Origin of the sequence: Pararhizobium sp. IMCC3301 (genome assembly GCF_030758315.1) — a bacterium.
In the GTDB taxonomy this organism is placed as follows: Bacteria; Pseudomonadota; Alphaproteobacteria; order Rhizobiales.
Map to the genome: position 1 here is coordinate 1,028,940 of NZ_CP132336.1, position 26,995 is coordinate 1,055,934.

Here is a 26,995-nt window from a genome sequence, read left to right on the forward strand (position 1 = left end):
AGCAATTCCTTAGGCCGATGTCACGCCGTCATCATAGACGTCAATATCAGCAAGCAGCGCCGCCCGAAGCTTCGGGTCGTCCACACCGCTATAGACACCGTGTACCAAGCGTCTCATATGGCCTCGGGCCTCATCGACGGCCATTGTCTCGTTGCCATATTTGTAATCCAGATAGTCATTGTACCACCTTAACAGGAAGCTTTCTTCCGGCCCGATCTGTCCGTCCAGCGGTGCGCTGCTCCAGGCGGCAACGACCTCCGGCCGGCTGACTGTCTCCTGCATGATTGTCAGCACAAGACTTAAAGGCGCCGGTGGAATGTCGGCCAGACAGCGTGTGGACAGGTCCAGATTTGAAGCATCTGCCAGCTCGTCAATATCGTTGAACCACTGATACTGGTCCAGTTCGGTAAACATGGTTTTGTCGGTCATGGCAGAACTCCTTCATGAAATACACAATCTGCATCAGGCAGCGCGGAATGGATACCACATCCACAAAATGGCGCGGTTCAAAATGGCGTCGGTTTTCAGATATGCATGCAGTTTGAATACGACCTGAACACCTGACATCTACCGCACGCTCTGGAATGAGCAAATCACTGGCCCTGGATTGGCACCGCCCCGGCGGCCAATCCGGTCAAAGCCGGAGAGCTTTCCACAGCCTGTGCGCCCTCGCCGACCGCCTTGGCGGCCGCGCCGCCGGCCTTGGCAATCGAAATGGCCTGCATCATCTGTTCCATCTGCGCCGTTTCGGCGCGTGCTTGCTGCACTTCTTCGGCCGTCTTGAACATACTGGCAGGAGCTCCGAACACTTTGCGCGCCGTATCCAGCATGGTGTCCTCATCGAATTTGTTCAAAATCGCCGGGTCCTGTTTCAGCTGCGCAAGGGTCGCACCGAATTCCAGCGTGCGCTGCATGCCGGTCACCTGGCTGGCGCGGCGCATCCTGTCCAGCGGTGTGTCCATCTGCACAGCGATTTCTTTGCCCTGCATCGCTTGGGGCAGCGCCAGCGGCTGGTCAGGCTCAAACGCCCCGCGTTCCACCAGATATTGCGTTTCCACATCCACCAGCCGGGCAATGCCCGTATAAAGCGAAGCGGCGGCAGGCCCGAGCAGCTGCCCTTTTTCCTCTGCCCGGATCAGCGCCTCTGTCGCGGTCATGTTCGGCGAATTGATCAGCAATTGCCAGAGATTGACGTAGAGGCTTTCCTTGATCTGCTCACGTTTGATATTCAGAACGCTTTCGGCGAAATCCGGACGCGGCGCCGTGACAATCGGCTGCACCAGCAGCCGGCCGTCTGCCGACACCAGGCCGGGATTGTTCTTGCCGGGGTTGAGGTTCACCCGCCCGAACCCATCATCAATGCTGGCCGTAGGCGGATTGACTGCCTGCTGTGAGGCCCTGAGCGCATCCTTCGACAAGGCATTCAGGCTTTTGACTTCCGCCAGTGCCAGCGCCATCGGGCCTTCCGAATAGGCATCATTGCCCATCTGGTTCCAGTGGTAGACCACATAGGGAAATGCGTTATAGCCGCCTTCATGCAGCACATGTTTGGTCTTGCGCTCAAAGTAGAATTCCGCCCAGGGCGCGTTGCGCCGTGTGTTCAGCCCGGAACCGCGTTTCGCGCGCGGCAGCACTGCATGAACCAGGTCCACCATCTGGTCCTTGCTCTTGGCATCAACCGCTTTGGCGCGTACATCGGCGGAGCATTTATCGCCCCATTTGGCCAGGCACTGCGCCGCCGTCTTGGTGAAACAGCGGAAATTGGTATCGACAATGCCCTCATAATTGGTTGCCAGGTAGCTTTCCGACAATTGCACATAGCGATACGACATCGGCGCATCGGCGCCGCGCTGCAGGTTTTCGCTGACAAACTGAATGCCGGTGCCCAGCGCCCACATCGCCCGCAGGGCCGATTTGTGTGAAATCCAGAATCCGGTCTGCGGATTGTTGCGCATCTTGTGCAGATAGTTTGCGAACTTCTCCGACCATTCATCGGTTTCCTGGTCACTGCTGTCTGTCAGCGCATCCTGGCTGGCAATGCCGTGCCAGGTCTCCGATTGCGGCGTGATCAGCGACATGAAGCCGGCAACGCCCCGGTCCACCGCCCAAAGGCTGGTAGTATCGTATATCGCCCGCGCCCGGTCCGCGCCTTTCGGGCCGCTCGCCCAACTGTCCATCTGGCTGGTGCCATTGTTGAACAGCCTGTCAAACCGGTCCACATTGGGCAGCGCATAATTGGCAACATCCAGCCAGTGTTGTTCCCATTGGTAACGGTCTTTTGCCAGCGCTGCCTGCCTGTCCAGCAGGTCTTCCACGACGCCCATCTAGGCGCTCTGTCCCAGCAGCGTCGCCCTGCTGACAGAGCGCCCGAAACCGGCATCCCCAAGCGCAGAGGTGAACACCGATCCGGCAGCACCTCGGGCATTGCGCGCCCGGCGGCGGGCATCCTGCAGCAATGTTGCGTCTTCATCGCGCTTTGGCGGTGTCGGCAGCGGTTTCGGCGTTGCAATTTTCGGTTTCGACATGCACATGTTTCCTGGTCTCCATAAAGCGGCTCAGCAGGCGAAGCGTCGGCTTCAACCTGTTGCGGTGCCATGCAAATAAAATGAAATTCTCGCCGTCCCGGCCAAGGCCGCCAATCGGCCCCTCTTCCACTGCGCCAATCGCCTTCAGCCAGCGATGGGCGGATGTATGCTGCGCAATGGACCGCGCCTCAATCCGCGTGACCCCGTTGCAGATCCACTCGCGCAGCAGATTATCCTTCACCCATCCGGTCACATGGCGCACCACATGGCGGCTGTTCCCTGTGCCAAAGGCCCAGGCATTCAGCGCGTTTCCGGCAAGCGTAATGGGGTCAAACCCAAACACCATCACCGGCCTGCCATCCAGATAGGCGACAAAACTGGTGCCGGGTCGGGTGCAGATAAAGCCGATATCCCCGGCCCTGGTGCCCGCAGGCAACTGGCAGAAAATCTCCTGCCGGTCACATGCTCGCAAATTGCCCGCTATGTACGACACATCGCGCACATTGGCAGGCCCGACCTCAAATTTACCGGACAAGCGCAGTAACCGCCGCCAGCGGAAAGGCCAAAGATGTCGCAGACCACAGATAATCCCTCTTCCGGTCGGCATCAGCGGACGCAGGGCGCCGCCGGTCCGCACCAGATCGGGGCAGCACAAGCCGGAACGCCGCCGCATGGTCCCGAACAATCAGAGCCAGCGCAATCAGTGCGGCGGCAGCCACCGGCAGGACAGCCGGAATCGTGTCATCAATCATGAATATACCCTTCGATTGAGTAGACATTTTCAGTTGAGCGGATCGTTCGGCCGGGCTCTATTCCAGTATGGCTCCCAACCAGTCGGCCGCTTCAGCATCAGCTTCCTTGCGGGCTGTCTGAAAGCGCGATGACTGCTCCATCTCACGTCTCATCTGAACCTGCATCACCTTCGGCAAGGGGGCTGCCTCAACCACCGCGAACAATTGCTCCATGCGATCATCGAACGCCGCAGAACTGATGTCGTTCAGCATCTGGCTCTGGCTGTCCGCGATCACCTGTGTCGCATACGCATAGGTCTGGTCACGCTCGCGCCGCGCCACCTGCTGCGACCACAGCTCCCGGTCCTGCGTGAGCCGTTTCTCAAACAGCGCCTGCTGGTTCTCCGGCACAAGATCGATCAGCTCTGTGGCGCGGGCGTCAAAGGCCACGGCCATAAAGCGGTCATGAAGTCCGCTACCGCTTTCCGGCACCTGTGCCACCACCGTTGCCAGATCCTGTTCGAGCTTCGGTTTGAGCTGGTTATATTGCTGTTCCGCGTCAACGCTTTCCCGTTTGTTCTGCAAATCTGCATTTCGCTGCGCGTATTGAGCCGCAGCCAGACCGGCCTTCTCGACCGTCCGGCCGAACTGATCAAGCCGCTGCAAACCGGATGTATCAACGGAAAGCTGTTGCGCCGAACCGGTATCCAGTCCTCGTTGCGCGCGGTAATCCGGTAGTCTTGCCATTTTATGTCCTGTCAGAAAAAGGTCAAAAATCCGTCATGCTGGATTGGATTTTATGGGTGCATTGAACTCGCGATTTGCCGGAAATACCAACCATTCCCGCAAGCCAGGTAAACCGGATTTCAACGGGCGAAGCCCTGTCTTTCCGGCGGTTTTGCATCACTTGCAAACCGGCCCAGACTATAGGCAATCACATCGTCGGTGCGTGGCCCGAAGCTTTGCTGCAGCTCTGCATAATGCTGCTTGATCTCAGTTTCACGGCTGCGCCGGTCCGGCGTGGCGGCTCCGCTGGCAAGCGGCGTTTCAAACCGCGCCGCCACCTGTTTCGCCCAGCTTTGCGGGATCGGTTCAATGTTTGCTTCTGCCGTGCCAATCTCGCGCTGCGCCGCGTCCAGATAAAACAGAAACGCAGCCATCTCTTCCCCGTCAACAGCAGCCCCGGTATCAAAGCTGGCATCAAACTGTGCTTTGCGTTTCGCCAGGTCGGCAGACAGCAACACAGCGTCAGACGGCTTGGCCCGGCGCATCTGCAAAATATCTGTAGCGCGTGCGGCGGCTGCCGCCAGCACTTTGGGCGTCATCAACTCTGCAAGTTTCTCATGTGGCGCTTTAATTTCTGCCGTTCCATCAGCAATTCCCTGCAGATCGGCATTTTGCATCAGATGCAGACCGGCTGTTGCATTAGAAAGCAGGCCTGCTTCCAGCCGCTCATCGACAAAACTCTGATAGGCCTCTTCGCCAAGCACATCACGCACAGCTTTGGGATAGCCCGCCTCTTTCCACACACTCGACAGCTTGCCCGCTTTCAGATCGGCGAGGTCCTGCGCCATCTTGCGCTGCACCTCCATGCGCTCGATCATCGATGCTTCGGCCGCATCCGTCTCCGTGCGCCCCTTGTGCGCCACAAACTCCGCCGCCAGCACCAGCCGCTCATCATCGGCCATGCCCTTCAACACACCTTGCCTCACCGGCGTCAGTTGCGGGCGTGGCCGCGGCGTTGGCACCACAACCGGTTCCTGTTCATTGTTTGTTCCATTAACCGCACCGTTTTCAATTGCACCCGCATTCTCTCCGGCAGCCCCGGAGGCGGCTGCGAACTCTGCAGCTGCGGCTGTGACTTCACGCTTGAGAGTCTGCATTTCCATTGCCTGCTTCACACCTTCCGGCATCAGCTCCAGATCGGCCTGGCTCAACCCTGTATCGAACGATTTCTGCGCGGCCTCCCGGTCAGCACTTTGCTGCACAATGTCCCAGCTCCGCTCAATCAGCACCTGAGCATCCCTGCCGTCGGGGATGTCAATTGACATTGCCCGGTCATCGGTATCAGCCGACGGAATGTTCAATCCCTCGACATCCATTCCGTTCTTTTCCGAATATCCCTTAAAAAGTTCAATAATATCATCCAAGAGAAGGGATTCACCTTTGGCTTGCCGTAACTGAATCTCTTCAACCAGAAAGCCGGCAAATTCCCTTCCTGCAACGTCTCCCAGAAATCCGCCAACCAGGACACTGACAACCATCACAGGCACACCAACAAAGCTACCTGCGCCGGTCATCGACAAAACTGCCCCGGCAGTTAAACCCGCTGCGGCAGCACCAACTGCCGAACCGCCAAGGCCACCAATAAAACTGCCCAGCACGCGTTCGGCCTCAGGCAAGTTATCCTGCTGAATCAGATTAGCGGCCTCTTCGACCACAAGCACAAATTCTGCAACATCGCCAACCACGCCCAGACCACGCAGCACCTTGCGCGCATTTGTTCTGCCAAGCAGATTAAGCGATCCGTCCGGGCTGCCACTGGATTTCCCACCCGTACCTCGCTCGGCATCACTCAACCGGCGTTTTTCTTTTTCAGCTTCTACTCTGGAGCGATTTTCTTTTGCGAACTCCGGATCTTCGTTGCGCGGATCAGGATAGTCACCGGTCTGCCATTCTGGAGAAGACGCCTTCAGTTGTTGCGCCGTTTCTCCCTGGTCTCGAAAATCAGGCGAAATAGAGTCCAGGACTTTGAAGTTTGCGCGAATTCGGCTTGTATACGCATCATAAATCTCATTCTTGATGCGGCCTTCAAACAGTTCTGTTCGTAAAAACCCGAAAATTCCCCGATGCGGCAGCAGTATATTATTGCCGGGGCGCATGCTCTCTTGCCGGAAGTAGTTTACCAAACTTTGGTCACCGGAAACGAGCTGGACCTGTCGGTCAGGATGTTTTTCCAGCATGTTCTTCACGCTTAAACGGATAGAAGCATCACCTGCCCCATCTCCAGCCCCGGCCCGTGTATAGGGTGTCTGTCGATCCGGATCAGCGTCATTGAGCTGTTTGAACGTAATCTTCGACGGCTCCATCTGAGATCTGTTTTTCTTCATCCAAATCTCGAATTCCTTACCGAAATTAGATTTTTCCATTTCCTCCAGAATTACGGACGTGACGATTAAACGCTCACCCCGGCTTATAAGCCGGTCCCAGGCTTTTCTGCCGCCGGCGACGTAAAATTGCTGCAGAAAATTAGTATCGGCATAAACATAGAGTCTGCCGTTTGTTGCCAGTTTCCGATTGGCCATGGAAATGCACTCACTTGGCTAAAAGTGTGGATAAAAATAAATCTGTGAGAAACTGGAAGAAAGCTACGCGCCCTGAGCGGGTATCTCTCCATCATCGTAAATGTCGTCATCGGCAATCAGAGCAGCCCGCAGCTTCGGATCGTCCGGGCCGCTATAGACACCATTTGCCAACTCTCTCATATAGCTTCTGGCCTCATCGACGGCCCGGGTCTCATTGCCATATTTGTAGGTCAGATAATCACTGAACCAAGACAGGAGATAGCTTTCTTCCGGCTCGATCTGCCCATTGACCGGCGCGCTGCCGTAAGCCGCCATGATCTCCGGGCGGCTGGTCATATCTTTGATGATGGTCAGCACGAGGCTCAGTGGAGCCGGTGGAATATCAGTCCACGGACGAACCGAATAATCGACCTTCGCAACCTTTTCCAGATCGTCAATATCGTTGAACCACTGATACTGGTCCATTTCAGTAAACATGCTTTTGTCGGTCATGGCAAAGCTCCTTCATGACATACACATCTGCATCAGGCAGCAGAGCCCTAGGCGGGTGTCACGCCATCATCGTAAATGTCGTCATCGGCAATCAGCACGGCCCGCAGCTTCGGATCGTCCGGACCGATATAGACGCCATTTGCCAACTCTCTCATATAGCTTTTCGCCTCATCGACGGCTTGGGTCTCATTGCCATATTTGTAGGTCAGATAGTCACTGAACCACATCAGGAGATAACCTTCTTCCGGCTCGATCTGCCCTTTAACCGGCGCGCTGCCGTAAGCAGCCATGATCTCCGGTCGGCTGGTCATATCTTTGATGATAGTCAGCACAAGGCTCAGTGGCGCCGGTGGAATTTCAGACATCAGACGACGTGACGTGTTAAGTTTCGCAACTTTACTCAATTCGTCAATATCATTGAACCACTGATACTGGTCCATTTCGGTAAACATGGTTTTGTCGGTCACGGCAGAGCTCCTTCATGAAATACACATGTGCATCAGGCAGCAATGCCCTAGGCGGGTGTCTCCCCATCATCATAGATGTCATCATCAGCCAGCAGCGCCGCCCGCAGCTTCGGGTCGTCCACGCTGCTGTAGACACCGTGTACCAGGCGCCTCATATGGCCTCGGGCCTCATCGACAGCCATTGTCTCGTTGCCGTATTTGTAATCCAGATAGTCATTGTACCACCTTAGCAGGAAGCTTTCTTCCGGCCCGATCTGTCCATCCAGCGGCGCACTGCTCCAGGCGGCAACGACCTCCGGCCGGCTGACTGTCTCCTGCATGATTGCCAGCACAAGGCTTAAAGGCGCCGGTGGAATGTCGGCCAGACAGCGTGTGGACAGGTCCAGATTGGAAGCATCTGCCAGCTCGTCAATATCGTTGAACCACTGATACTGGTCCAGTTCAGTAAACATGCTTTTATCGGTCATCAAAGCACTCCTTCAGATCGGACATTCGCAAGGCACCGGCCTGCCCGCAATCTTCCATTGGAGGTTCACTGCAACAGACTGGATTATCGGACATCTGCCTTTTCGCATCATGTACAGAACACGGCAACCTGCCCATAATATATCGCATCTGCGCGCGGCGGGCGGTATGCTGAACCCTCAATACCCTGCCAGCGGATCAGCCATCCCTGCATGGCAGGTTTGATCGGCATAATCCGCAGCCGAAACCATCGCCGTTGCAACTCGTTCGGCAAATGTCAGTGCCAGCGCGTCCCCCAGATCAGGCGATGGAATACCGCGTTTCTTCATGTCGTCTTTCTTCTCAAGTTGAATGCGGTTGTTCGCGTCATAACTGTATTCCGGGCCTTGCAGATCGAGTTCCAGCTCGGGATTTGGTGTCAGGGCACCACGGTTTTTCAACCAGTCGCGCATGCGCCCCCAGCATTCGGCACGCTTGTTGAAATATCTGGTGTGCTCTGTGGCGCGACCACCCGCATTGACATCCACCGCCCTCAGTCCCAATTGCCGCAGCCGGTCCACCACACCGCCGCCAACGCCCACACCATCGACAAAAATACGGTCCGGACTCTCGCGCTCGGCGATTTCCGCCACCTTGGAGGCAGTCTGCATCGTGTCCAGTCCCTGCCATGTGATGATTTTCATCAACTTGTCGCCGTGGCGGATGGCCAGCGCTGACCGGTCATCGCCAAACCGCGCCACATCCAGCCCCAGGATAACCGGGCGCTGCGGGTCTTCCATTGTCCGCTCCAATGCCTGGTCGATATGTTCATAGCTGATGAACTGCACGGACTCCGCGGCCTCAAAGGAGCAGTAATATTCCTGCTGAATCTTTTCTTCCGACATGCCCGACAGACGTTCTTCCTGTATATGCGCCGCCGTCAGAACCTGCGTGTCCTCAATGGTCAGCCGCTCGAAAAACCAGGCCGGATTTTTCTGTGCCATGATGGCCATCCGGTAAGCATGGTTGCGCCCGCGCGGCGTGGTGTTGAACCAGGCCCAGCCGCCATTTTCCATCAGGATCGGACGAATGAAATCCCATGATTGCGGGTTTGTCAGAGCCCATTCGGAAAACACCACGCCTACCGGGTTGGCACCCACCAGCGCATCGTAATTGTCGGCTCCGGCGAGTTGCCACACTGCACCGTTTTTGAATTCAATCAGCATTTCATCGCTCAGCTTGCGGGCACGTAATGCGTCCGGAAAAGCCTGATCGATCATGCGCCGCCCCTCGCGGTCGACATTGTTCCACACCACCTTGCGCGCCTGGCGCTGCGAGGGCAGCAAATGCCAGTACACTCCAGGGCGGCGGAACATTTCCTTGGCGGCATAGTTCAGTCCGGCGGAATCCTTGCCGGCGCGTCTGTGCCAAAGCGAAACGGCGCGTTTGCCGCCACCATCCAGATAGGCCATCACCGGTATCTGGTAGCTGCGCGGTGTCCAGTTATTCGGCAGGATTATCTGGCTCATCATTCATCTTTGCAAAATCGATTATCGCCACACTCAGCGTGGCTGCCGGTTCGCGCTTGTCGGCCATCAGCCCCAGCAATCTGGCTTTGCCCAGTGTCGCCGAAACGGCTGTACTGGCACCCTTGTCATCGGCCATCGCCTTGGCGCGGGCGTTTTCCAGTTCCCATGTCAGAGCACGAATATCGGCGTCTTGTGTGCGGTGCGCACTTTGTGAGGCGGAAATTGCCTCTCCACGCACGTCATCGCTGCCGGCTTCCTGCAACGCCATAATGCGCAGCACCACATCGTGATTGGCCAGCGCTGCGCTGGCGTCATGCCAGACAATCTCATCCGCCACCTCGTTCGGCACAGCGAATGCAAACCGGAAGGCCTGCGGCGCATGTCCGCTTGCTACATAGGCAGCGGCAAACGCTTCCTGCTCGGACGTCAGCGCAAAAGCCTGTTCAAAGCGCGCGCTGCACAGCCCTGTTTCGGTCATAGAATTCCCGGTCTGTCTGCTGGACACATTTCCGGCCTTATGTAGCACGCGCACCAAGATTATTAGGCTGGGACTTTCACGTCTGCAGTTTGATCTTGCATTGCCGTTGTGAGTTGGCTGTGGCAATGCTTCGCGCAATCCTTTGCGCTTTTGACCACGTACCGGCCCGAGAACACGCTGATAACCGGCACCGCACAGATTGCCACTGAGACCGTATGCCAGATGTAAAAATACTGCTGCGAAAAGACCGTCGAAAAAAGACCCCATGACTTTGCGGCCTGGCCAACGTCCAGCGCCAGCAATATGGATGCGAAGAACGCGAGGAAGCCAGCCATTGGGATGCGCTCCGCGACGGTTGGGAGACTGGCCGCATCAATCACAGTGAGGCATACTCGCTCGAAGGCATCTGCACAAATCAGGTTGAAAGCTATTTCTCGCGCCTTCGCCGTATGGTTCAGGGCCAACATCATGGTGTGTCACCGCAATATCTGCACCAGTACGCACATCACGCGGCATGGAGTGAAGATATTCGCAGGCGTTCAAATGGCGGAAATGCTTTTGGGCTTTTTGGGTTGGCTTTGCATCAACCGGTCAGCCGGAATTGGGCTGGATATTGGCAACGGGCGGCTTAGTTAGACTGCCAAACGAAGACTCCAACACAACACGACACCATCATTGTCGTTGATCTCATACAAGATATTCACTGCTGGTATTCTGATCAGTGAGGGCGACTGATAAACCCAAACCTTTCCGCCGGGGAAACCAAGATGTGGCTCGCCCACCATCCGAGGATCCTTGCAAACTGCTGCTTCGAAACTATCAAGGACGTCCCAAAGCCCTTCGTTATGCGTGGCTCTCTTGTAAAACGCGCGCTCGAAAAGTGGCATAATCCGTAAAACCCAAGGAGTCTGCTTTCGATCTCTCAGCCTCAATTTCCTCTGCCTCGCCTGCTGCCCAATCAAGGGCATCCGGCGATACCTCACTGGGAAAAATGTGGAGAGCGCTATGATAGGGCAATTCTTCTCCAAAATCAGCTATTTCCCAAGCGCGATTATGGCTAAACTGGCTAATTGTCTTTGCCGTGTTGTTGCGACACACAAATTCAATCATTTCATCCAACATTAGGCGCTCGACCTTATTCAGGCGATCAATCTCTGGCTCGACTAATGGGATATACTCCTTCTTTCGAAACCCGAAATAGTCACCCTCCTCAATTTTAAGAATTCCTTCTGACTCCATATCCCGAAGTGTCACCAGTAACTCGTCAGAAGTCGGCCCGTGAGGGCGCTTTCTATATGTCGAGCCTGTCACCGGCGCGCCAATAAGCGCGTAGTGCATCATGTCGAGAAAATAAAGCACCTTATGGAGTTTGACGGCCCCTAACTGCGATCTGTCACAATTGGAGGACACGTACAAAATTATGGTTTTATATTTTGCCCTATCGAATTGCATGACTAAGTTCCTAATTAGTAGACGTATATAGTGCGCTATAATGTTAACAGAAAGGTTTTGATTCAGCAAGTTATTGATTCAAAAGAAAAAATTAGATTCAATCAATGGCTTAGCGCACCACTTCCCAAACCATATACTGCCCAGCCTTATTTGCCCGCATGGATGACTCGCCCTATTATAGTAAAGCCGAATCACTACAACCATAGAGATTCCGTATCGGCTGCAATCACGAAAGGATTGATTATCATGGCTAAAAAATCACCTTGGCATTCAACCAAACAACAGGTTCATCATAACAACACCGAATGCAACACGGGAAACAACATTGAAAAAGAAAATCTCAGGCAGGGCGCAGGCGGCAAGCCGCTTTGTAAGGAATGCGCTCGACTGAGCTAATTTCTATTTGGGTGAAAATGTAATCTCCCACCACGGACCTGTAGGCTCTCCGTCATTCACTGGCCATGTCCTCCGTATTGCAGTGACGGGGAGCTGATTTACCATCGCCGCTGCGAGCGCCCTGAATCCTGTCTCGCGCTCGCCATAAAATCGCACTGTAGGTTCTGGGTATGCATGTCCGTCGCCGCCCTCACACGATTCAAATGTTTCTATTCCAGCCTTCTGCAATACCGCCACAGCGGCGACAATTCCAGCATCTAGCGGCGGGTCATAGGTCATTTGCTTAGTTCCCAAATCATGTACTGCGCCGGCCCCTGCTGTAACCGCGCAGCGCCTCTGTCACGTTTGCCTCTTAACGCAACGCCGCAACGTTTTGTCATAGTCCTCACCAGCTTTGTGTCGTCTGTGTTCAATGCCCGCATTTTCATCATCTGCAAGGCTATATCCTGCGATGTGAGCGGTTCTGTGGCTTGTCTGAATATATCTCAATACAGCGTGGGCCATTTGGCCTCTGTTGGCCCAATCATTAGGCGGGCGGAATGCCTTGGGCTTTATGATCCGATCTTCATAGGACGGATAAAACAACAAAATCGTTCCATCGAAATTTTCCAGATCCGATACCATCTGGCGCAATTCTTTGTGCAGGCGCTCTATATCGCCAGCCAGTTCGGCGCGCTTTCTGATTAACCCTGAAAGGGTGAGTTCGTATCCATTTGCCATGCCGTAAGACTGGCTGAAACGCGGTGAATCTGCTATGTGTCATTTGGTGTTACTGATACATATGGCCGAACATTTCCAAGTGGGGGCGGCCTGCCAGTAATTGCCCGACAATGCGACACAACCGGCAAACGCCACTTGCCTCACATCACATCAAACTGGTGTCTGGAAAAATGTCTGAAAACCAGGCGGGACAAGCCAACAGCGTCACATCGCCCGATGCTCTATTTCTTGCATATTCCATTCACAGCAACAAGATTTTTGAAACATTGTCTGGCAGCTTTTTCCGGCTTTTTGTGCGCCCCCAACTGCCGCTCCTGCACCGCCTGGAAAAACAATGCAGCCGCACTTCACGCGGGCTGGTCACGCCGTCGCATGTTTATTCAACGGTCTGAATATTGATTTGTAAGTACCAACTGCATTGGATGACCGGCTCCGATCATCAACTCGTCTGATGCTCTATTTATTGCAGAGGCACTCCGGTATCGCAATTTGTTTCGCCGGCCGATAGCAGTTTTATCCGGTTTTTTTCGCGCCCCAGCACAACGGCCCGCGCCTGCCGGTCACTCCTTGGGATGGTTGGCCAGTGTCACCAGGCGGTCATGTTCCGTCACCGTGATTTTCTGCCGCCCGCTTTTCACCATGCCGGCCTGTTCCCAGGCACTCATCAGTCGCGAGACTGTGTGCAATGTTGTGCCAGTCATCTCCGAGATATCCTGACGCGACAGCGGAAAATCAATCACAATGCCATCGTCGGTTTTGCGCCCGGTCTGATCGGCCAGCTTGACAATCGCATGAGCAACCCGCTGCTCCACGCGTTCCGTGGCCATTTCCACAATCCGGTCTTGAGCATCCTGCAGACGTTCACCCACCATGTGATAGGTGTTGGTCGCAAAGGTTGGAGATCGCGAAATCACTTCAGGCCAGATATCTCCGGGCCATCGCAACACCACGCAATCAGCCGCCGCGACGGCATTGGCGGGGTAAGTATCGCGGCCCAGCGCCTGGGCAACGCCGAACAATTCACCGGCCGAAATATAACGTGCAATCACCTGCTCGCCGTCAGGGGTCACCCGTACAACACGAATATATCCATCCAGCAGAAGAAAAAACGAATCAGCCGGTTCACCGGCCGAAAATATGTAATCATTGCGGTTAAAGCGAACCGGCTTGGCCTGTTTTAATAGGTCCTGCAGGGCGTCCTTTGCAATATCCGCAAAGGGCGGCAAATTGGCAATCAGCGAAACATCCAGCACGTTGCAGAAAACCTTTCTGAGTTTGATGCAGCGCAATGTAGGCCGCGCCCGGCACTGTTACCACACTGGCATCGAACCAGTGCAACAGAAAGGGCACACAATGCGCAAAGCACACATCATAGCAACACTTTTCGGAGCCGGACTGGCATTCGGGCTGACCACCGGTCTGACAAATGCTGCCGAATTCGAAATTCAGATGCTCAACAAGGGCGAAAAAGGCGGCATGGTATTCCAGCCCGATTTTATCAGGGCAATGCCAGGTGACACCATTAAATTTCTGTCATCCGACAAGGGTCACAACGCCGAAGCAATCGAGGGAATGCTTCCTGAAGGTGTCGAACCATTCAAAAGCAAAATCAGCAAGGATTTCGAGCTGACGGTTGATGAAGAGGGACTTTACGGCGTCAAATGCACCCCCCATTACGGACTTGGCATGGTGGCCGTCATCGCCGTGGGTGCTTCAGAAAACGAGGATACTGCCCGCGCCGTCAAGCATCGCGGCAAAGCCAAGAAGCGCTTTGACTCAATCTTTGAGGAATACGACGCAACAAATTGATATCAGGTATTAAAATGAAGACAGGCCGCAAGTTGCGGCCTGTCAGACTCTGACCGGCCTCCGGCTTCTGCCGGAGGTTTTTGATTCATTGAATCATGGAAATAATCCGATTTCACTACCAGCCGCTATTGCGCTGATGATGACGCTGGATGCCTTGATCCCGAAGATCATCTTCTGCCTCACATCAATGCGATGATCTGGCTACAACCATCAGACAACATCAAGCGGCCCAGGGCGAGTAGCCGCTGAAGAAGCGCGCGGCCTAAAGATAACCAGCGTCTCACGCACCGATCCTGATGCCGGCAATGCCACCACCGACCGGAATGGCTATAGTCATGACACATCCAGCCCGGCCATCTGCAAAACCCGTCGGCTACTTGCTTCCTGCACTACAAACGTCAAGGCGCAACGCGCAGTTGCCTGCCATGTGCGGGTCACATCCGAGAATCCACAGCCGGGCATTTTTGAAGACCGTGGGGCAAAGCCATCAATAAGCAACGGAACTGAATATCAGGAAAATTGCAAATCCAATGGCTTGAAGGTCCAAACCACGCTCTCATCAGCCAATTGCCTCATCGTGCCTGAGCCAAAACCGTCAACAGCCACACCCCAAAACAAAACCCCGCCTCAAAAAGACGGGGTTTGTCAGTAATCTGACAGGCCGCAGGTCGCGGCCTGTTTTTTGGCTTTTACCGGGCTTGGTCAGTACCTTTATGGCAGGGCTTTCCTTCCGGTGTAGGCCTGGCCGTAGGCGGTTGGTGCTTGCACCTGCGCCATCAGATCATTATCCCATTCGCCTTCGACAACCACATGGGCCGTCGCTCCAAGATTCACCGCTTCGATGAGGTTGTGGTTCACATAGGCGTAGACACCGGGCTGACGGAACTTGTACATCGCCGCACCTGCAGAGCCGCCCCGAATGAACCAGGTTTCCAGATCTCTGGCAGGAGGTGTGTTGAAACTTCCGGTTTCCCAGACAATATCGCCATGTCCGCCGATCAGATGCGGGCGCGTATCCCGGTTGGCCTGTGAATGCACAAACAACACAGTTTCACCGACAGTAGCAGTCAAGGCGTTGTCATTGGTCAGCGATCCTGCCTTGCCGTTGAACACGACATGGGACGGAACGAGACCATTCATTACTTCAAGCGTATCGGCATAGGAACTGCCCAGATCTTCAAAGCGGAGATAGTCTCCGTCAGTATCTTTGGGCACGTAAAAGTCATTCTCACCGATATAGAACACCTTGTCATAACGAACGGCCTGGTTTTTGTCATCTTTCAACCCGTCGCGCGGCAGGATCATGATGGCACCGCTCATGCCCGACACGACATGCCACGGAATCATCGGTCCGCCCGGTGCGCAATGATAGACAAACGTACCAGGGCGAGTCGCCTTGAAGCGCAAAACCGTCAATTCACCTGGATTGACCAGCGTCAGCGCACCGCCGCCCAGCCCACCCGTCGCTGCGTGAAAATCGATATTGTGCTGCAGGGAGCTTTCCTCTGGATTGATCAGTGTCAGTTCGACGTAATCGCCTTCATGGACCACCATCAGCGGGCCAGGAACGGACCCTTCAAAGGTCATCGCCTGCATCATGGTGCCGTCCTGATCGATCTCCATTTCCTTTTCAACGATTGTCATCTCGAATTCGACAATGCTTGGCGGAAGCGTTGCAACCTGTTCGTGCTCATGCACGAAGGGCGGCGCAACGAGTTTTACTTTTCTGCGTGGCATGTTGTTCAGATCCACATTCGCCCCGACCGGGGTCATGCTTTCTGAAGAGGCCGCCACTTGGGTTGCCACCAGGCTGGGCGCTGCGGCGGCAAATGCTGCTCCCATAAGGGCTGTACGGCGTGTGATCATGTTCGTCTCCTTCAACGGTCTTGGTTTATTCCGATGACGAAACCTAGGACGGGGGTGTGGTCTGCTCTTTGTTCCGGCGCAAACAAAACAAAGCATTCTGCCGGTATCGCCCCGTTGCAGACATTAATTTGTTTTTCCAAATACGAGCAATTCCGGGGCAACTCCCAACGCATTCAATCGCTGATAGTGGCTCACCGAAAAATCACCTGCCAGAGCCTGCGCAAAGTCAAACAGATCAACGGCTTCCTGTCCGCCACCTGTATGTCCGGGATACAGCACCATGGTCACCGCCCCGCCTCGTTTCAGCAGTGCCAACGCCTGCTGCAAGGCCGCCAGTGTCGTCTCGGAGCGAGTCATAATTGTCTTGTCGGCACCAGGCAGATATCCCAGATTGAACACCACGGCCGCAACGGATGGCTCATCGCAATCTGCAAGGCATTTTGCCAGCGTCTCATGCCCGGCATGCAGCAGCGTTACCTCGGGCCTGGCGCCCAGTCTGTCAGCAGCATGTTGCAGCGCGCTTTCCTGCACATCAAACCCGAACACCCGCCCGGTCGGGCCAACTTCGTCTGCGAGAAACAATGTGTCATGACCGTTTCCGACGGTTGCATCAACGACCACATCTCCCGGCTGCAATATTTGACGCAGCATCAAATGCGCCATTTCAGTGGCACGCCACATCACACACCCGCCTTGCGATTGGCATATTGCTGCACATCAAACTCTGCCGGAACAGCCGTTCCGACCACCAGACAGGTACTGAATTGTTTTGCAAACCAGGGCCCGTGCAAAGACCCTTTCGACCCCAGTCCGTTGAAAAATCCAAGCCTGCGATGCACCGGGTGAAAGCCGATCACAGCCTTGCTTTCTCTGATGATCGGCCGTACGGCCGCGCTGTGCCCTACAATTTGATAGGGCACATGAAGGAAAGCCTTCAGCTTGTCTTCCAGTACAGCCCGCGCCTCCGGATTCGGCACTTCATCAAGATTTGCCCAATCATAACTCGCTCCAAGACGAAACTCCATCGGGTCTGCGCTCGGTGCCAGCCAGATTCCCCGATGCAGACTATGGGCAGGTAACGGGGCTTCAAAGCGCAAAGTCAGAATATCGCCCTTTGCCGCATTGAATGGCACAAATGCAAAATGCGGGTTTTGCGCTGCGGCATAGCCCTCGCATGAAATCACATAACGGGCAGAATGGCCGGCCACCGACACCGTGGCATCGCCAAAAGACACATCTTTAGCCCAGTCAAGCGTCACCGGCTCAATTGTCAGCAATGCAGCGGCCGCATCCAGAAACGCCGCCACATCCAGCTGCGCGGCTTTCATGGCAAACCCGCCGCCACTGGTATCAGCGACAGCGGCGGGCAGAAATTGCTCTACCGGCCCTTCGTCAAGATGCGCGCAAAATTGCAGGTCTCCCGCTCGCTTCTGCCACACCTCACGCTCCGCTAAACTGGTGAACAGGCGCAGCGCCGTGCGCTCATGAAAGAATGAATGCCCGGTCTGTTGCTCAACCCCGGAATAAAACGCTCTTGCATAGGGCAGAAATTCATCCACCCGCCAGCTCACCGTCAGCCTCTGGCCAGTGATCGGTGTCATCAGACCGGCAGCAATTCGCGACGCGCTGACCGGTTTGCCCGGGTCCAGCAGCAGCACCTTTTGTCCCGCTGCCCGCAAGTGCAGACCCAGCGTCGTTCCCGCCAGCCCCTGCCCTACAATAATGACGTCCCATGGCGTCTTCGCCATACAGCTTTCGCTCCTCTGGGTGAGTTTGAACACACTCACCACTCAGCCCTGGCTCCAGCACAAGTCATTCCGGTCAGCCAACGCCGCTATCCGCACCGGAAAATCTGCCGATCAACAGCACCGGATTTCGACGCCCGGTCAGTTCTACACCGGCACACTGGCGGCGTCGGATCGTCTGGTCGCGACTAAAACGACGAAGGCTGCAATTGCCCCCAGCGAAGCCAGTTGGATCGCCGTTCTGAAATCAAATATCTGGGCAATCAGGCCCATTGACGAACCGGCGATGAGACCGCCCAGAAACAGGCCATTCATGTAAAGCGAAGTTGCCCGCGCCATTCTGCCGGCAGCAAAGCTTTGCACAAAGGTGATACCAACCCCGGCAAAAATACCATAATAAAGCCCCTCCAGAGCTGATCCGACAATCATCTGCGGCAAGCTCGAAACTGCCGCCAAAACCATGAAGGCAACGATTCCAAGAAGTGCTGCGCCAAGCAGCGCATTGCGTGCCCCGACACGCCCAATCAACCAGGGCGCACTCAAAATTGCGCCGATTTCAACAAATGTCTTGACCGAAAACGACAGACCGGGCGCAAAGGTTGGAAGCCCCACTTCCTGTATGTAAAACAGCGGCAACGCGCTGCTGCATAAAATATGCGCGAATGAAAAGAAGAAGCATGCCAGGCCAGCATGCCACAGTGGCCGGTTAATACTCTCCTGCCCGTTCGATGCCTTGTTCTGCAACGCCGGCCGTGCAGCTGCGGTGAAATCTTTTGGCATCACAAAATACCACAACAGCGCCCAGAAACCTGCAGCGATGAGCGCCATTTTGAAGACCGCGAGATGGCCGAATTGCCCTGCAATGAAAAACGCCAGCGCCGGAGACAGCATCCAGCCCAAGGACGTCATGGAGCGCAAATATGAATTGTAGCGTTGAATGTTCAGCCTTTCACGCTCGGCATAGAGCCGGCCATAGCTGTACATCGCCGAAAGAGCGGCAGACGACACTCCGAAACACAGGCTCGCGACACTCACCACGATCCAGTAGGATTGCACAATCAGTATCGCGGAATTTGCTATCACAAAGGCGGCGATACATAGCAGCACGAGCGGCGCAATCGTCCGGCCCTCGTCAATCCATTCGCCAAATCGGCGGTTGATCGTCACCGCCACCAACAGTGTCAGTGAAGAATAGACGCTGATCATCCACGGCTCTTTACCAAGCCCCTCGACAATATAGACCCCCATGAACGGGACAATCGCCGAGTTCGACAGCACGCCAACCAGCAGCAGGACAAGATTCCACACTGATCTGTGATTCTGAATCAGGCCCATAAACTCCCAAACCGCCGCTGGACCGTTCAGCTTTCGTCTCGCCATTTTCGCGCAACGTGATCCTGGCCTCCGAACTCATGGCACCAACCATCCCGACAGCACTTGCCGATCAATCTAAAGGACGTTGAGTGAATGTCGAGACATTTGACCCGGCACCGGCGACAGACAGACGGACCGGGAAGAATTGCCAGCGGTTCCGCCAGAGCGGATAACCCCATAGCAGCCAGCGTTCTATACCGGCCAATCCGGATGGTCTCAATTTTACCGGCCTCCAGCCGGCAAACGCAGTAAAGCGGTCTCGTTTAAGAGCCTTTCATTGCCAGGGACCGGATCAGCCTGTCCATTTTCCGGTAAACAGGGCGGTTGTCAAAGAAGGTTGTGTGTGCCCATCCGAACCCGGTGGCCATCACACCTTTGCGGTTCATTGTGTCTGTTGTATATGGCTGTTTGGTCAGCATACCGCGCATCGCAATCAGCAGCAGAAGCTGGTTGTCGCTGGTTGAAACTTCGCCTTTGTCAAAAGCAAGGCGCCACTGCTCGGCGTTCTGCTTTCCGTCCTCAACATGTTTTGGATTCACCTGATCCCAATCGATCTGTATCCAGGACGTGGCAGCGCGATTATAGGCCCGTTTCCACTTCTGGGATTCATTGGTTTCACTCACCAGCGCCATCAGACTGTCGGCATATTTCAACCCGTTCTGGGTGCGCAGATCAAAGAACACCGCAAACTCGTTGAATTGTGGGCTGGAATTGGTGCCACGTTGCATCTCAGCCCATTTCACGGCCTTGTCAAATGCCTCTTGTGCCAGTCCTTCCAGGCCGCGCATTTGCGCATCGCGGATTGTGTCATGGAGAAGAAATGCTTTGATTTCGGTGACAAGGGCCGGATCAGCAAAACGAACACCTCCCCTTTTGTCATCTCTGCACTCTCCGGCCGAGAAAGCCGGTTTCTGCCAGCCTCTTGCCAGCGACACGGCCTGTGAAACATCACCCTGTTTGCCAAGCTGAATCATCTTCACCCACGCCGATCCGTAGGTCGGCATCACCGCGGCACTGATTGCCTTGATCTGCGCATCGTCAACATCGCTCAGGAGTTCGAAAAAAGACCCGGTCCCCAATGGCCAGTTGAGATATCCCAGCGAAAGACCCTGGCAATCAAAATCGCGCGTAACCGCAGCAAATTTCTCATCCTTGTCTTTGCCACCACTTTCAAACGACCCGGAAATTTCGGAAATCGCTTCAATCCATTTCATCGGCAGTTGCGGTTGCGCAAAAGCTGCCGTTGGACCAAACACAAGAGAGGCAAGTAGTATCAGAAACTGAATTCTCATAAATCGTCCTACACCAAAAGACAGAGTAAGGTTCTCGTCAGTCGGGCGATCTTCAACAACAGGACCTGTTCACAAAGCGCAGCCTTGCAGCAAATCAGGCGGAAAATTCCACCTGATACCTGCGCATCTTTGCGCTCACCAGCGCTTTAAGATGCTAAATATCCTTCAGGATAATATTAGGTTTTCATCAGTCCCATTGAGTAACAATGGTCTGACTTAAATCTGCGTCGAAGCAACGAAACCCATCGTATTTTGATCTTCCGACATTGGCGCAGGGTTTGAACGGCAACCGCGGCAGCATTATGGCGCGACTAAAGCCATAGCAAGGTGTTTTTCCTGTCCTGCCATTAGGCTCACAATTCGCCTGACGGTTTAATCATCAATTTTTTTGGTATCGTCGATAATGTTCATGCTTGCAACGCCGCTTTCGCCCAGTGACACAGCGGCAAACGGGCCGCCATGATACAGGTTTTTCGGATCAGACAGATCCTGCACCGGCTCAGTTGCAAGGATCTGTGCTGCAAATTGCTCCGCATTGTCCTTTGGCCGGTAGCCAAGATATGCGGCATTGCTGTTGTCAACCGGCCTGCGATCATTGTCAGACACTCCGTAAACCACGCTGAAGCCGGTGGTAGGTGTATCAATTGATCGCTCCACAAGTTGGATGAGATCCTCATATGACAGCCACGATCCAAGGGCGCGGGCATTTGTCACCTGCGCGCAGGAAAGAATGCGCAGACAGACCGATTCCACCTGCCGCTTGTCCCAGTACAGGCTGGCCAGATCTTCAGAAAAGCACTTGGCAAGCCCGTAAAACGTGTCCGGCTTATGCGCCACATCGGTTCCGATGCAGACATTTCGCGGATGCATGCCCACAGCATGGATGGAACTGGCATAAATCACCCGCCGCACTTTATTGCGGTATGCCGCTTCCCAGACATTATAGGCGCCAATGATATTGGGCCCCAGAATCTGGTCAAATGTCCCTTCATCGCCATAGGCGCCGAAATGGACAACCATTTCCGCCCCTTCCAGCACGGAAATCATATCGTCCAGGCTGGCAAGATCGGCCCGCACATACTGCTCACCATCATAAAGCTTGCCGATTTCATCGACTATGTCTGTGGACACCAATTGATCCGCCAGCCTGCTCAATGGTTCACGCAGATACGAGCCGAGGCGTCCGGCAGCGCCGGTCAGAACCAGTTTGTTCATAAATTTCTCTCACTGTTTCAGGTCTGTGTCGGAACGGTTCCAAAAAGGCCCGCAACTGGGCTCAATTCTAGATCACGGCCTTTTCAACAAAGGGTTGGTTTTTCTCAATCCGCTCATAATTAAACGGCGACAGGTCAAGTGTCCGGAACTCGCCATAGGTAATCAGCTCGGCTGTGCCTCGCCCCATGGCGGGTGACTGCTGGAAGCCATGACCCGAAAACCCGTTAACGAAAATGAAATTTTCAACCTGTGTGTGCGGTCCCAAAATGGCATTCTGGTCGAATGAATTATAGGCATAATGCCCTGCCCAGGAATTGATCAGCTTGATCGCCTCAAACTGGGGAATGCGGTTGGCGATGACCGGCCAGACCTTGTCTTCCCATATCGAATGATCCTGTACGAAATCTTCATAGTCGACAGCCATATCCTCATCCGGCGCACAGCCAGCCAGATAATAAGTGCCGTCAGTGCGCATGTGAATTCCTGTCGGATCAATCGTCAACGGCAGATCCCTGTCCAGCGGTTTTGCAGCGTCAAAAATGAAGGTATATCGCTTGCGCGGCTCAACGGGTATTTCGATGCCTGCCATGCGCGAAGTCAGCACCGCCCGAGGCCCGGAAGCGTTGACCACCGTACCGCAGGAAATCTCCTCACCGGATTTCAGGGTAACGCTTTCGACCCGGCTGCCGGCGGAATTCCGCGTCATCGCAACCACTTCATTGCTGACATAGTCAGCACCCCGTTCCCGCGCCATCCGCTTCCACCAGTCAAACAGCGAATTGCCGTCAAAATAGCCTTCATCGACAAGATTATGATTGGCACCGACAATATCATCGAGCCTGTAAAACGGATAATCGCGTGCGATGTCTGCCCGGCTCATATATTTTGTTCCAGCACCACAGGCGGCCTGAATTTTCTGCAACTCTTTCAATTGGTCGGCAAAGGCCTGATTGTCAGCCAGATACATATAGCCGTAACTTTGCAGCACAAGCTCGGGTACTCTCGGATCATCGCCCATATAGCTCTGAAAGTTCTTCACAAAATCAGCAGCAAACTGGGAAATGCGTACGTTGATCTTCGCTGAAAATTGCTGGCGCATACAACTATTTGTGTGGGCAGTGGAGGAGAATTCATAAGTTGGGTCTCGTTCAACCACCAGAATCGACCCGTCAAAGTCCGGATTGTCGCTCAGGAACCAGGCAACTGACGACCCTAACATTGCCCCCCCGACAATCACCACATCATACCGGCCTTGCCTTGGTTTTTCCAAAATCCGCCCCATATAAATCCTCTCACGCCACTTCACCGGGATTTGCTTTGCCAGCCTCGTCCTGATGTCTCTGTGTTGCATAGATCGGCGCTGTTTTGAAGTTGATCCATCGCCCGCATCCGGTGCTTCGATTGTGCTCCGTGTGACAAAACCACAGGCACTTTTGCACTGCTCGTACCAACCTGATTACTGGAACATCAAATATGACCGATTCATCGAACTATATCCCTCCCAAAGTCTGGAAATGGCAATCGGAAAATGGAGGTGAATTCTCCAAGACAAATCGCCCCATAGCAGGCCCAACGCACGAAAAACGGCTGCCAGTCGGGAAACATCCCTTACAGCTTTATTCAATGGCAACGCCAAATGGCGTCAAGGTAACCATCATGCTGGAGGAACTACTGGCTCTTGGACGTCAGGGCGCGGAATATGACGCACATCTCATCCGCATCGGTGACGGCGACCAGTTTGGTAGCGGCTTTGTTGATATTAATCCAAATTCGAAAATTCCGGCCCTCATGGACCATGGCACACCAACGCCAACTCGCGTGTTTGAGTCCGGTGCAATTCTCCTCTATCTGGCAGAAAAATTCGGGGCGTTTCTGCCCACCGAACATGCCGCCAGAACAGAATGCCTGTCATGGCTGTTCTGGCAGATGGGCAGCGCGCCCTATCTTGGCGGTGGCTTTGGCCACTTTTACGTCTATGCCCCAACCAAAATCGAATACTGCATCGACCGTTTTGCCATGGAGGTAAAGCGCCAGCTGGATGTGCTGGACCGCCATCTTGCCGACAAACAATATATGTGTGGCGATGACTACACCATTGCCGATATTGCAATCTGGCCGTGGTACGGTGCCCTGATGCGCAACAAACTCTATGATGCGGCCGAATTCCTCGACACGGCATCTTACAAAAATGTCAGCAAATGGACTGAATTGGTAGGCGCGAGAGCAGCGGTTAAACGGGGCAGAATGGTAAACCGGTTTCAGGGGCCAGAAGATGAACAGCTGCATGAGCGTCACGATGCCAGCGACTTTGAAACCCGAACACAGGACAAGCTTGAGGCCGCGGAATAAACCTCACCACAGGACGTCAGATAATTTCGTCTTCGTCGAGCAACGCATCTTCTTCCATATCTGCGGTCAGGGCATCAATTCTGGCCGCAGCGTCCACTTTCCGATCAATATGAGCGATGTGAAACAACCCGTCTCCTTCATTCACGATCGGCAGATGGGTCCGTCCGATCAGCAGTCCGCTCTGCTCTGCCAGAACCTCTGTTTCAATCTCGCCGAACGGATCTGAGATAACACCAAGCAGATCGCCTGTGGCCACCTCTTCTCCAATATCCTTGTGGGTGCGCAGCAAACCACCTGCAGGTGCGCGCAGCCAGGTGCTTGATCTGGCATGAATGGTGCGCGATTTTGGATTGCTCACCCCTTTGGGTGGAATCATCTGCAAGTGTCGCATGACACGCAGCACACCAGAAACCCCGGCGCGGACAGCAAATTCATCGAAGCGCAAACCCTCGCCTGCTTCGTAAAGCAGAATGTCAATTCCGTTTTCCTGGGCGGCTTCCCGCAATGATCCGGGCCGGATTTTCGAGATCAGCGTCACCGGTGCCGCAAATGCTTCCGCCAGTTCCAGCGTCTCCGGCTTGGAGGGCGTCAATCTGATTTGTGGCAGATTGGTGCGGTGAATTGCAGCCGAGTGCAGGTCGATACCTACATCGGCGCGCTTCACTACTTCACTCATGAAAATATGAGCCAGGCGCGACGCCAGCGAGCCGGTTGCACTGCCAGGAAACGACCGGTTCAGATCGCGTCTGTCAGGAAGGTAGCGCGAATGGTTCATGAACCCGAAAGAGTTGACAATCGGGACTGCCAGCAGCGTTCCCTTCATGTTTTTCAGGCTGGAGCTGCGCAACAACCGTCGCACGATTTCCACACCGATAACTTCATCGCCATGGATCGCGGCACTGACAAACAGGGTCGATCCATTCTTGCGGCCGTGCACCACATGCACCGAAAGTGCCGCCGGCGTGTGATCAGACAGCACACTGACCGGTAGATCGACAGTCTTGCGTGCCCCCGGCTCAATCCTGAATGTGCCGATGTGAAACGCTGGTCTTGCGCCAACTTTCTCCACAGTTTGAACGGACATTATCCTTTGCCTTTGGTATTGGTTTTGTTTGGCTTTGCGCGTTTTTCCAGAAACTCGATAATCTGGCTGGCAATGTCTATCCCCGTGGCCTTTTCCACGCCCTCCAGACCTGGCGAGGAATTGACTTCCATCACCACCGGCCCGCGCGCGGAACGCAACATGTCGACACCGCAGACATTCAAACCCATCGCCTTGGCGGCACGGGTCGCCGTTTGGCGTTCCTGCGCAGAAATCTTGACCGAAACAGCGCTGCCGCCACGGTGCAGATTGGACCGGAACTCGCCTTCTGCTCCCTTGCGTTGCATCGCCGCAATCACTTTGCCGCCAACCACCAGCGCGCGAATATCACTGCCATTCGCCTCTTTGATGAACTCCTGTACCAGAATATTCACTTTCGCGCCCCGGAAGGCTTCAACGACCGATTTGGCTGACCGGTCCGTATCCGCCAGAACCACGCCCACGCCCTGAGTGCCTTCCAGCAATTTTATCACCAGCGGGGCGCCTCCGGCGAGCTTGATCACTTCCTCGGTCTGACTTGGATCATGAGCAAATGTCGTCACTGGCAGACCCAGCCCGTCGCGCGCCAGCAACTGCATGGAGCGCAACTTGTCACGTGAGCGGCCAATGGCAACAGATTCATTCAGCGGATAGACCCCCATCATCTCGAATTGCCGCAGCACAGCCATCCCGTAGAATGTGACAGACGCACCAATACGCGGAATAACGGCATCATATCCGGTCAGTTTCTCGCCATTATAATAGATTTCAGGACGCCGCGAGGCGATGTTCATGTAACACCGCAAGGTGTTGACGATGTTCAGTGTATGTCCACGCGCCTCGGCAGCTTCTTTCAGCCGTTTGTGGGAATACAAGCCCGGATTTCTGGCCATCATACAGATTTTCATGCAATTTCTCCTTGATAAGATTCAGGCGCGTACGCTGTTTGCGCTCGTCTCGGCTTTTCGCGGCCAAAGATCCGCCATCAGTTTTTAGGCATGCCGACAAGAAAGGATTTGCCCGGCGCGACCAGCATGTTGTGTCGTCTGATTGCGGTCCGTCCCAGAATCAGGTCGAATTTCATCTGCTCACGATCAGCCAACGACACTTCAATGCGCCAGTGTCTGCGACCCAGAGCCAGTTTCGTGGCGATCACGTAACGCATTTCAGGAACGCCGCTCGTGTTCCGGATTTCACGCTCGTCCAGAACTTTCGCACTCTGGCGCTGGTCTTTGCGATGGCCGCGATGCGGCACATGAAACGAAATCCAGCGCTCGCCTTCCTTGTTGAAAGTCTGCAGATCAATCGCATGCAAAGCGGATGTCCGTGCGCCGGTGTCTATCTTGGCCTGCAGCAGCGCAATACCCAGATCCGGCAGCCCGACATGTTCGCGCCAGCCGATCACCTTGTCAGACTTCAGAGCCTGGGTAGCTTGATCCAGTTTCACCTCAGGCAGTCCTCATTGGCGCGGCGGTAATTTACGAACGTGTTGGAACTCATCACGACAAAAAACCCGTCCATATCAATCATCACATACCCACGCTCGGTCATCGCGCGGGTCAATTCGCGAACATCATCGTCATAAAGCCGTCGACGGCCAGCAAGTTGACGCACCAGCTTTGCTGCGATGCGAAATCTGCCCTTCGGTTTCCCGCCAAACGGCTGCGTATACAGATCAGCCAGTTTATCGGCCACCTGCACCATAACATTTTTCGGTACGGTCAT

30 protein-coding genes and 1 pseudogene are annotated in these 26,995 nt (G+C 54.7%); 5 read left to right on the forward strand and 26 right to left on the reverse strand.

Features of this window, described 5'->3' with window-relative positions; translation table 11 throughout:
* Nucleotides 1-9 precede the first annotated feature (9 nt).
* From RAL88_RS04830 to RAL88_RS04885, 12 genes are all read right to left on the reverse strand, one after another.
* The gene (locus RAL88_RS04830) at nt 10-429 is read right to left on the reverse strand and encodes a hypothetical protein (protein ID WP_306267639.1); all 420 of its coding nucleotides are present in this window, start codon (nt 427-429) and stop codon (nt 10-12) included.
* A gap of 164 nt (nt 430-593) precedes the next feature.
* Nucleotides 594-2,324 carry a portal protein gene (locus tag RAL88_RS04835; protein WP_306267641.1) on the reverse strand — a complete coding sequence of 577 codons (1,731 nt, stop codon included), beginning with the start codon at nt 2,322-2,324 and terminating at the stop codon, nt 594-596.
* The gene (locus RAL88_RS04840; protein WP_306267643.1) at nt 2,325-2,525 is read right to left on the reverse strand and encodes a hypothetical protein; all 201 of its coding nucleotides are present in this window, start codon (nt 2,523-2,525) and stop codon (nt 2,325-2,327) included. It abuts the gene before it with no gap.
* A complete protein-coding gene (locus RAL88_RS04845; protein ID WP_306267645.1) occupies nt 2,467-3,060 on the reverse strand; it encodes a hypothetical protein in 594 nt (197 codons plus the stop codon). The genes RAL88_RS04840 and RAL88_RS04845 overlap by 59 nt, the downstream gene beginning before the upstream one ends.
* A complete protein-coding gene (locus RAL88_RS04850) occupies nt 3,050-3,277 on the reverse strand; it encodes a hypothetical protein (RefSeq protein WP_306267647.1) in 228 nt (75 codons plus the stop codon). The genes RAL88_RS04845 and RAL88_RS04850 overlap by 11 nt, the downstream gene beginning before the upstream one ends.
* 57 nt (nt 3,278-3,334) lie before the next feature.
* Complete coding sequence (locus tag RAL88_RS04855; protein ID WP_306267648.1) at nt 3,335-4,003, reverse strand: hypothetical protein; 669 nt, start codon at nt 4,001-4,003, stop codon at nt 3,335-3,337.
* 119 nt (nt 4,004-4,122) lie between these two features.
* Entirely contained in the window at nt 4,123-6,561 is a 2,439-nt protein-coding gene (locus RAL88_RS04860) for a hypothetical protein (RefSeq protein ID WP_306267649.1), read from the reverse strand.
* Nucleotides 6,562-6,624: 63 nt separating this feature from the next.
* Entirely contained in the window at nt 6,625-7,053 is a 429-nt protein-coding gene (locus tag RAL88_RS04865) for a hypothetical protein (protein ID WP_306267650.1), read from the reverse strand.
* 47 nt (nt 7,054-7,100) lie between these two features.
* Nucleotides 7,101-7,520: a hypothetical protein gene (locus tag RAL88_RS04870; protein ID WP_306267651.1), complete on the reverse strand. Its 420-nt coding sequence runs from the start codon at nt 7,518-7,520 to the stop codon at nt 7,101-7,103.
* A 47-nt stretch (nt 7,521-7,567) separates the two neighbouring features.
* On the reverse strand, nt 7,568-7,987 hold the full coding sequence (locus RAL88_RS04875; RefSeq protein ID WP_306267653.1) for a hypothetical protein: 420 nt from the start codon (nt 7,985-7,987) through the stop codon (nt 7,568-7,570).
* A gap of 177 nt (nt 7,988-8,164) precedes the next feature.
* A complete protein-coding gene (locus tag RAL88_RS04880; protein WP_306267655.1) occupies nt 8,165-9,493 on the reverse strand; it encodes a terminase large subunit domain-containing protein in 1,329 nt (442 codons plus the stop codon).
* Complete coding sequence (locus RAL88_RS04885) at nt 9,468-9,971, reverse strand: hypothetical protein (protein WP_306267656.1); 504 nt, start codon at nt 9,969-9,971, stop codon at nt 9,468-9,470. Before RAL88_RS04885 ends, RAL88_RS04880 begins: the two co-directional genes overlap by 26 nt.
* A 320-nt stretch (nt 9,972-10,291) precedes the next feature.
* Here RAL88_RS04885 and RAL88_RS04890 point away from each other — a divergent pair.
* Nucleotides 10,292-10,603: pseudogene (locus RAL88_RS04890) on the forward strand (transposase); the annotation flags it as partial.
* Nucleotides 10,604-10,814: 211 nt separating this feature from the next.
* Here RAL88_RS04890 and RAL88_RS04895 read toward each other — a convergent pair.
* Entirely contained in the window at nt 10,815-11,423 is a 609-nt protein-coding gene (locus RAL88_RS04895; protein ID WP_306267658.1) for a Panacea domain-containing protein, read from the reverse strand.
* A 30-nt stretch (nt 11,424-11,453) separates the two neighbouring features.
* Here RAL88_RS04895 and RAL88_RS04900 point away from each other — a divergent pair, with 30 nt between their 5' ends.
* Nucleotides 11,454-11,819: a hypothetical protein gene (locus RAL88_RS04900; protein WP_306267660.1), complete on the forward strand. Its 366-nt coding sequence runs from the start codon at nt 11,454-11,456 to the stop codon at nt 11,817-11,819.
* A gap of 339 nt (nt 11,820-12,158) precedes the next feature.
* Here RAL88_RS04900 and RAL88_RS04905 read toward each other — a convergent pair whose 3' ends face one another.
* Complete coding sequence (locus RAL88_RS04905) at nt 12,159-12,539, reverse strand: hypothetical protein (protein WP_306267661.1); 381 nt, start codon at nt 12,537-12,539, stop codon at nt 12,159-12,161.
* A gap of 170 nt (nt 12,540-12,709) precedes the next feature.
* On the opposite strand from RAL88_RS04905, the gene RAL88_RS04910 reads away from it, so the two are divergent.
* Complete coding sequence (locus tag RAL88_RS04910; protein ID WP_306267663.1) at nt 12,710-12,931, forward strand: hypothetical protein; 222 nt, start codon at nt 12,710-12,712, stop codon at nt 12,929-12,931.
* Between the two features lie 168 nt (nt 12,932-13,099).
* Here RAL88_RS04910 and RAL88_RS04915 read toward each other — a convergent pair whose 3' ends face one another.
* Nucleotides 13,100-13,792, reverse strand: a complete 693-nt coding sequence (locus tag RAL88_RS04915; RefSeq protein WP_306267665.1) for a Crp/Fnr family transcriptional regulator — start codon at nt 13,790-13,792, stop codon at nt 13,100-13,102.
* A gap of 100 nt (nt 13,793-13,892) precedes the next feature.
* Here RAL88_RS04915 and RAL88_RS04920 point away from each other — a divergent pair, with 100 nt between their 5' ends.
* Nucleotides 13,893-14,348, forward strand: a complete 456-nt coding sequence (locus RAL88_RS04920) for a pseudoazurin (protein ID WP_371932143.1) — start codon at nt 13,893-13,895, stop codon at nt 14,346-14,348.
* 711 nt (nt 14,349-15,059) lie between these two features.
* Here the strand turns inward: RAL88_RS04920 and nirK are convergent.
* The 7 genes from nirK to RAL88_RS04955 form a co-directional block, all read right to left on the reverse strand.
* Nucleotides 15,060-16,214, reverse strand: coding sequence for a copper-containing nitrite reductase (nirK, locus tag RAL88_RS04925; protein ID WP_306267667.1), 1,155 nt, complete (start codon nt 16,212-16,214; stop codon nt 15,060-15,062).
* 123 nt (nt 16,215-16,337) lie between these two features.
* On the reverse strand, nt 16,338-16,895 hold the full coding sequence (locus RAL88_RS04930) for a class I SAM-dependent methyltransferase (protein ID WP_306267668.1): 558 nt from the start codon (nt 16,893-16,895) through the stop codon (nt 16,338-16,340).
* Complete coding sequence (locus tag RAL88_RS04935; protein WP_306267670.1) at nt 16,895-17,962, reverse strand: FAD-binding oxidoreductase; 1,068 nt, start codon at nt 17,960-17,962, stop codon at nt 16,895-16,897. The genes RAL88_RS04930 and RAL88_RS04935 overlap by 1 nt, the downstream gene beginning before the upstream one ends.
* Before the next feature lie 144 nt (nt 17,963-18,106).
* The gene (locus RAL88_RS04940; RefSeq protein ID WP_306267672.1) at nt 18,107-19,339 is read right to left on the reverse strand and encodes an MFS transporter; all 1,233 of its coding nucleotides are present in this window, start codon (nt 19,337-19,339) and stop codon (nt 18,107-18,109) included.
* Nucleotides 19,340-19,596: 257 nt separating this feature from the next.
* Complete coding sequence (locus RAL88_RS04945; RefSeq protein ID WP_306267674.1) at nt 19,597-20,625, reverse strand: hypothetical protein; 1,029 nt, start codon at nt 20,623-20,625, stop codon at nt 19,597-19,599.
* Nucleotides 20,626-20,997: 372 nt separating this feature from the next.
* The gene (locus tag RAL88_RS04950; protein WP_306267676.1) at nt 20,998-21,840 is read right to left on the reverse strand and encodes an NAD(P)-dependent oxidoreductase; all 843 of its coding nucleotides are present in this window, start codon (nt 21,838-21,840) and stop codon (nt 20,998-21,000) included.
* Nucleotides 21,841-21,907: 67 nt separating this feature from the next.
* Nucleotides 21,908-23,122 (reverse strand): FAD-binding oxidoreductase, encoded by a 1,215-nt coding sequence (locus RAL88_RS04955; protein ID WP_306267678.1) that lies wholly within the window; start codon nt 23,120-23,122, stop codon nt 21,908-21,910.
* A gap of 191 nt (nt 23,123-23,313) precedes the next feature.
* On the opposite strand from RAL88_RS04955, the gene yghU reads away from it, so the two are divergent.
* A complete protein-coding gene (gene yghU / locus RAL88_RS04960; protein WP_306267679.1) occupies nt 23,314-24,189 on the forward strand; it encodes a glutathione-dependent disulfide-bond oxidoreductase in 876 nt (291 codons plus the stop codon).
* Between the two features lie 16 nt (nt 24,190-24,205).
* On the opposite strand, the gene RAL88_RS04965 is transcribed toward yghU, so the two are convergent.
* From RAL88_RS04965 to RAL88_RS04980, 4 genes are all read right to left on the reverse strand, one after another.
* Entirely contained in the window at nt 24,206-25,273 is a 1,068-nt protein-coding gene (locus RAL88_RS04965) for a succinylglutamate desuccinylase/aspartoacylase family protein (RefSeq protein ID WP_306267681.1), read from the reverse strand.
* The gene (gene rimK / locus RAL88_RS04970; protein ID WP_306267683.1) at nt 25,273-26,178 is read right to left on the reverse strand and encodes a 30S ribosomal protein S6--L-glutamate ligase; all 906 of its coding nucleotides are present in this window, start codon (nt 26,176-26,178) and stop codon (nt 25,273-25,275) included. The genes RAL88_RS04965 and rimK overlap by 1 nt, the downstream gene beginning before the upstream one ends.
* A 77-nt stretch (nt 26,179-26,255) precedes the next feature.
* Nucleotides 26,256-26,717, reverse strand: coding sequence for a RimK/LysX family protein (locus tag RAL88_RS04975; RefSeq protein ID WP_306267684.1), 462 nt, complete (start codon nt 26,715-26,717; stop codon nt 26,256-26,258).
* Nucleotides 26,714-26,995 (reverse strand): hypothetical protein, encoded by a 282-nt coding sequence (locus RAL88_RS04980; RefSeq protein ID WP_306267685.1) that lies wholly within the window; start codon nt 26,993-26,995, stop codon nt 26,714-26,716. The genes RAL88_RS04975 and RAL88_RS04980 overlap by 4 nt, the downstream gene beginning before the upstream one ends.

Bases quoted from the DNA above. Each gene is read 5' to 3' on its own strand.
- RAL88_RS04945 (WP_306267674.1), bottom strand. From the start codon at position 20,625: ATGAGAATTCAGTTTCTGATACTACTTGCCTCTCTTGTGTTTGGTCCA.
- RAL88_RS04865 (WP_306267650.1), bottom strand. From the start codon at position 7,053: ATGACCGACAAAAGCATGTTTACTGAAATGGACCAGTATCAGTGGTTC.
- RAL88_RS04955 (WP_306267678.1), bottom strand. From the start codon at position 23,122: ATGGGGCGGATTTTGGAAAAACCAAGGCAAGGCCGGTATGATGTGGTG.
- RAL88_RS04920 (WP_371932143.1), top strand. From the start codon at position 13,893: ATGCGCAAAGCACACATCATAGCAACACTTTTCGGAGCCGGACTGGCA.
- RAL88_RS04860 (WP_306267649.1), bottom strand. From the start codon at position 6,561: ATGGCCAATCGGAAACTGGCAACAAACGGCAGACTCTATGTTTATGCC.
- RAL88_RS04930 (WP_306267668.1), bottom strand. From the start codon at position 16,895: ATGTGGCGTGCCACTGAAATGGCGCATTTGATGCTGCGTCAAATATTG.
- RAL88_RS04875 (WP_306267653.1), bottom strand. From the start codon at position 7,987: ATGACCGATAAAAGCATGTTTACTGAACTGGACCAGTATCAGTGGTTC.
- RAL88_RS04830 (WP_306267639.1), bottom strand. From the start codon at position 429: ATGACCGACAAAACCATGTTTACCGAACTGGACCAGTATCAGTGGTTC.
- RAL88_RS04895 (WP_306267658.1), bottom strand. From the start codon at position 11,423: ATGCAATTCGATAGGGCAAAATATAAAACCATAATTTTGTACGTGTCC.
- RAL88_RS04950 (WP_306267676.1), bottom strand. From the start codon at position 21,840: ATGAACAAACTGGTTCTGACCGGCGCTGCCGGACGCCTCGGCTCGTAT.
- nirK (WP_306267667.1), bottom strand. From the start codon at position 16,214: ATGATCACACGCCGTACAGCCCTTATGGGAGCAGCATTTGCCGCCGCA.
- RAL88_RS04855 (WP_306267648.1), bottom strand. From the start codon at position 4,003: ATGGCAAGACTACCGGATTACCGCGCGCAACGAGGACTGGATACCGGT.
- RAL88_RS04905 (WP_306267661.1), bottom strand. From the start codon at position 12,539: ATGGCAAATGGATACGAACTCACCCTTTCAGGGTTAATCAGAAAGCGC.
- rimK (WP_306267683.1), bottom strand. From the start codon at position 26,178: ATGAAAATCTGTATGATGGCCAGAAATCCGGGCTTGTATTCCCACAAA.
- RAL88_RS04885 (WP_306267656.1), bottom strand. From the start codon at position 9,971: ATGACCGAAACAGGGCTGTGCAGCGCGCGCTTTGAACAGGCTTTTGCG.
- RAL88_RS04980 (WP_306267685.1), bottom strand. From the start codon at position 26,995: ATGACCGTACCGAAAAATGTTATGGTGCAGGTGGCCGATAAACTGGCT.
- yghU (WP_306267679.1), top strand. From the start codon at position 23,314: ATGACCGATTCATCGAACTATATCCCTCCCAAAGTCTGGAAATGGCAA.
- RAL88_RS04835 (WP_306267641.1), bottom strand. From the start codon at position 2,324: ATGGGCGTCGTGGAAGACCTGCTGGACAGGCAGGCAGCGCTGGCAAAA.
- RAL88_RS04935 (WP_306267670.1), bottom strand. From the start codon at position 17,962: ATGGCGAAGACGCCATGGGACGTCATTATTGTAGGGCAGGGGCTGGCG.
- RAL88_RS04965 (WP_306267681.1), bottom strand. From the start codon at position 25,273: ATGTCCGTTCAAACTGTGGAGAAAGTTGGCGCAAGACCAGCGTTTCAC.
- RAL88_RS04910 (WP_306267663.1), top strand. From the start codon at position 12,710: ATGTCTGAAAACCAGGCGGGACAAGCCAACAGCGTCACATCGCCCGAT.
- RAL88_RS04840 (WP_306267643.1), bottom strand. From the start codon at position 2,525: ATGTCGAAACCGAAAATTGCAACGCCGAAACCGCTGCCGACACCGCCA.
- RAL88_RS04850 (WP_306267647.1), bottom strand. From the start codon at position 3,277: ATGATTGATGACACGATTCCGGCTGTCCTGCCGGTGGCTGCCGCCGCA.
- RAL88_RS04880 (WP_306267655.1), bottom strand. From the start codon at position 9,493: ATGAGCCAGATAATCCTGCCGAATAACTGGACACCGCGCAGCTACCAG.
- RAL88_RS04940 (WP_306267672.1), bottom strand. From the start codon at position 19,339: ATGGCGAGACGAAAGCTGAACGGTCCAGCGGCGGTTTGGGAGTTTATG.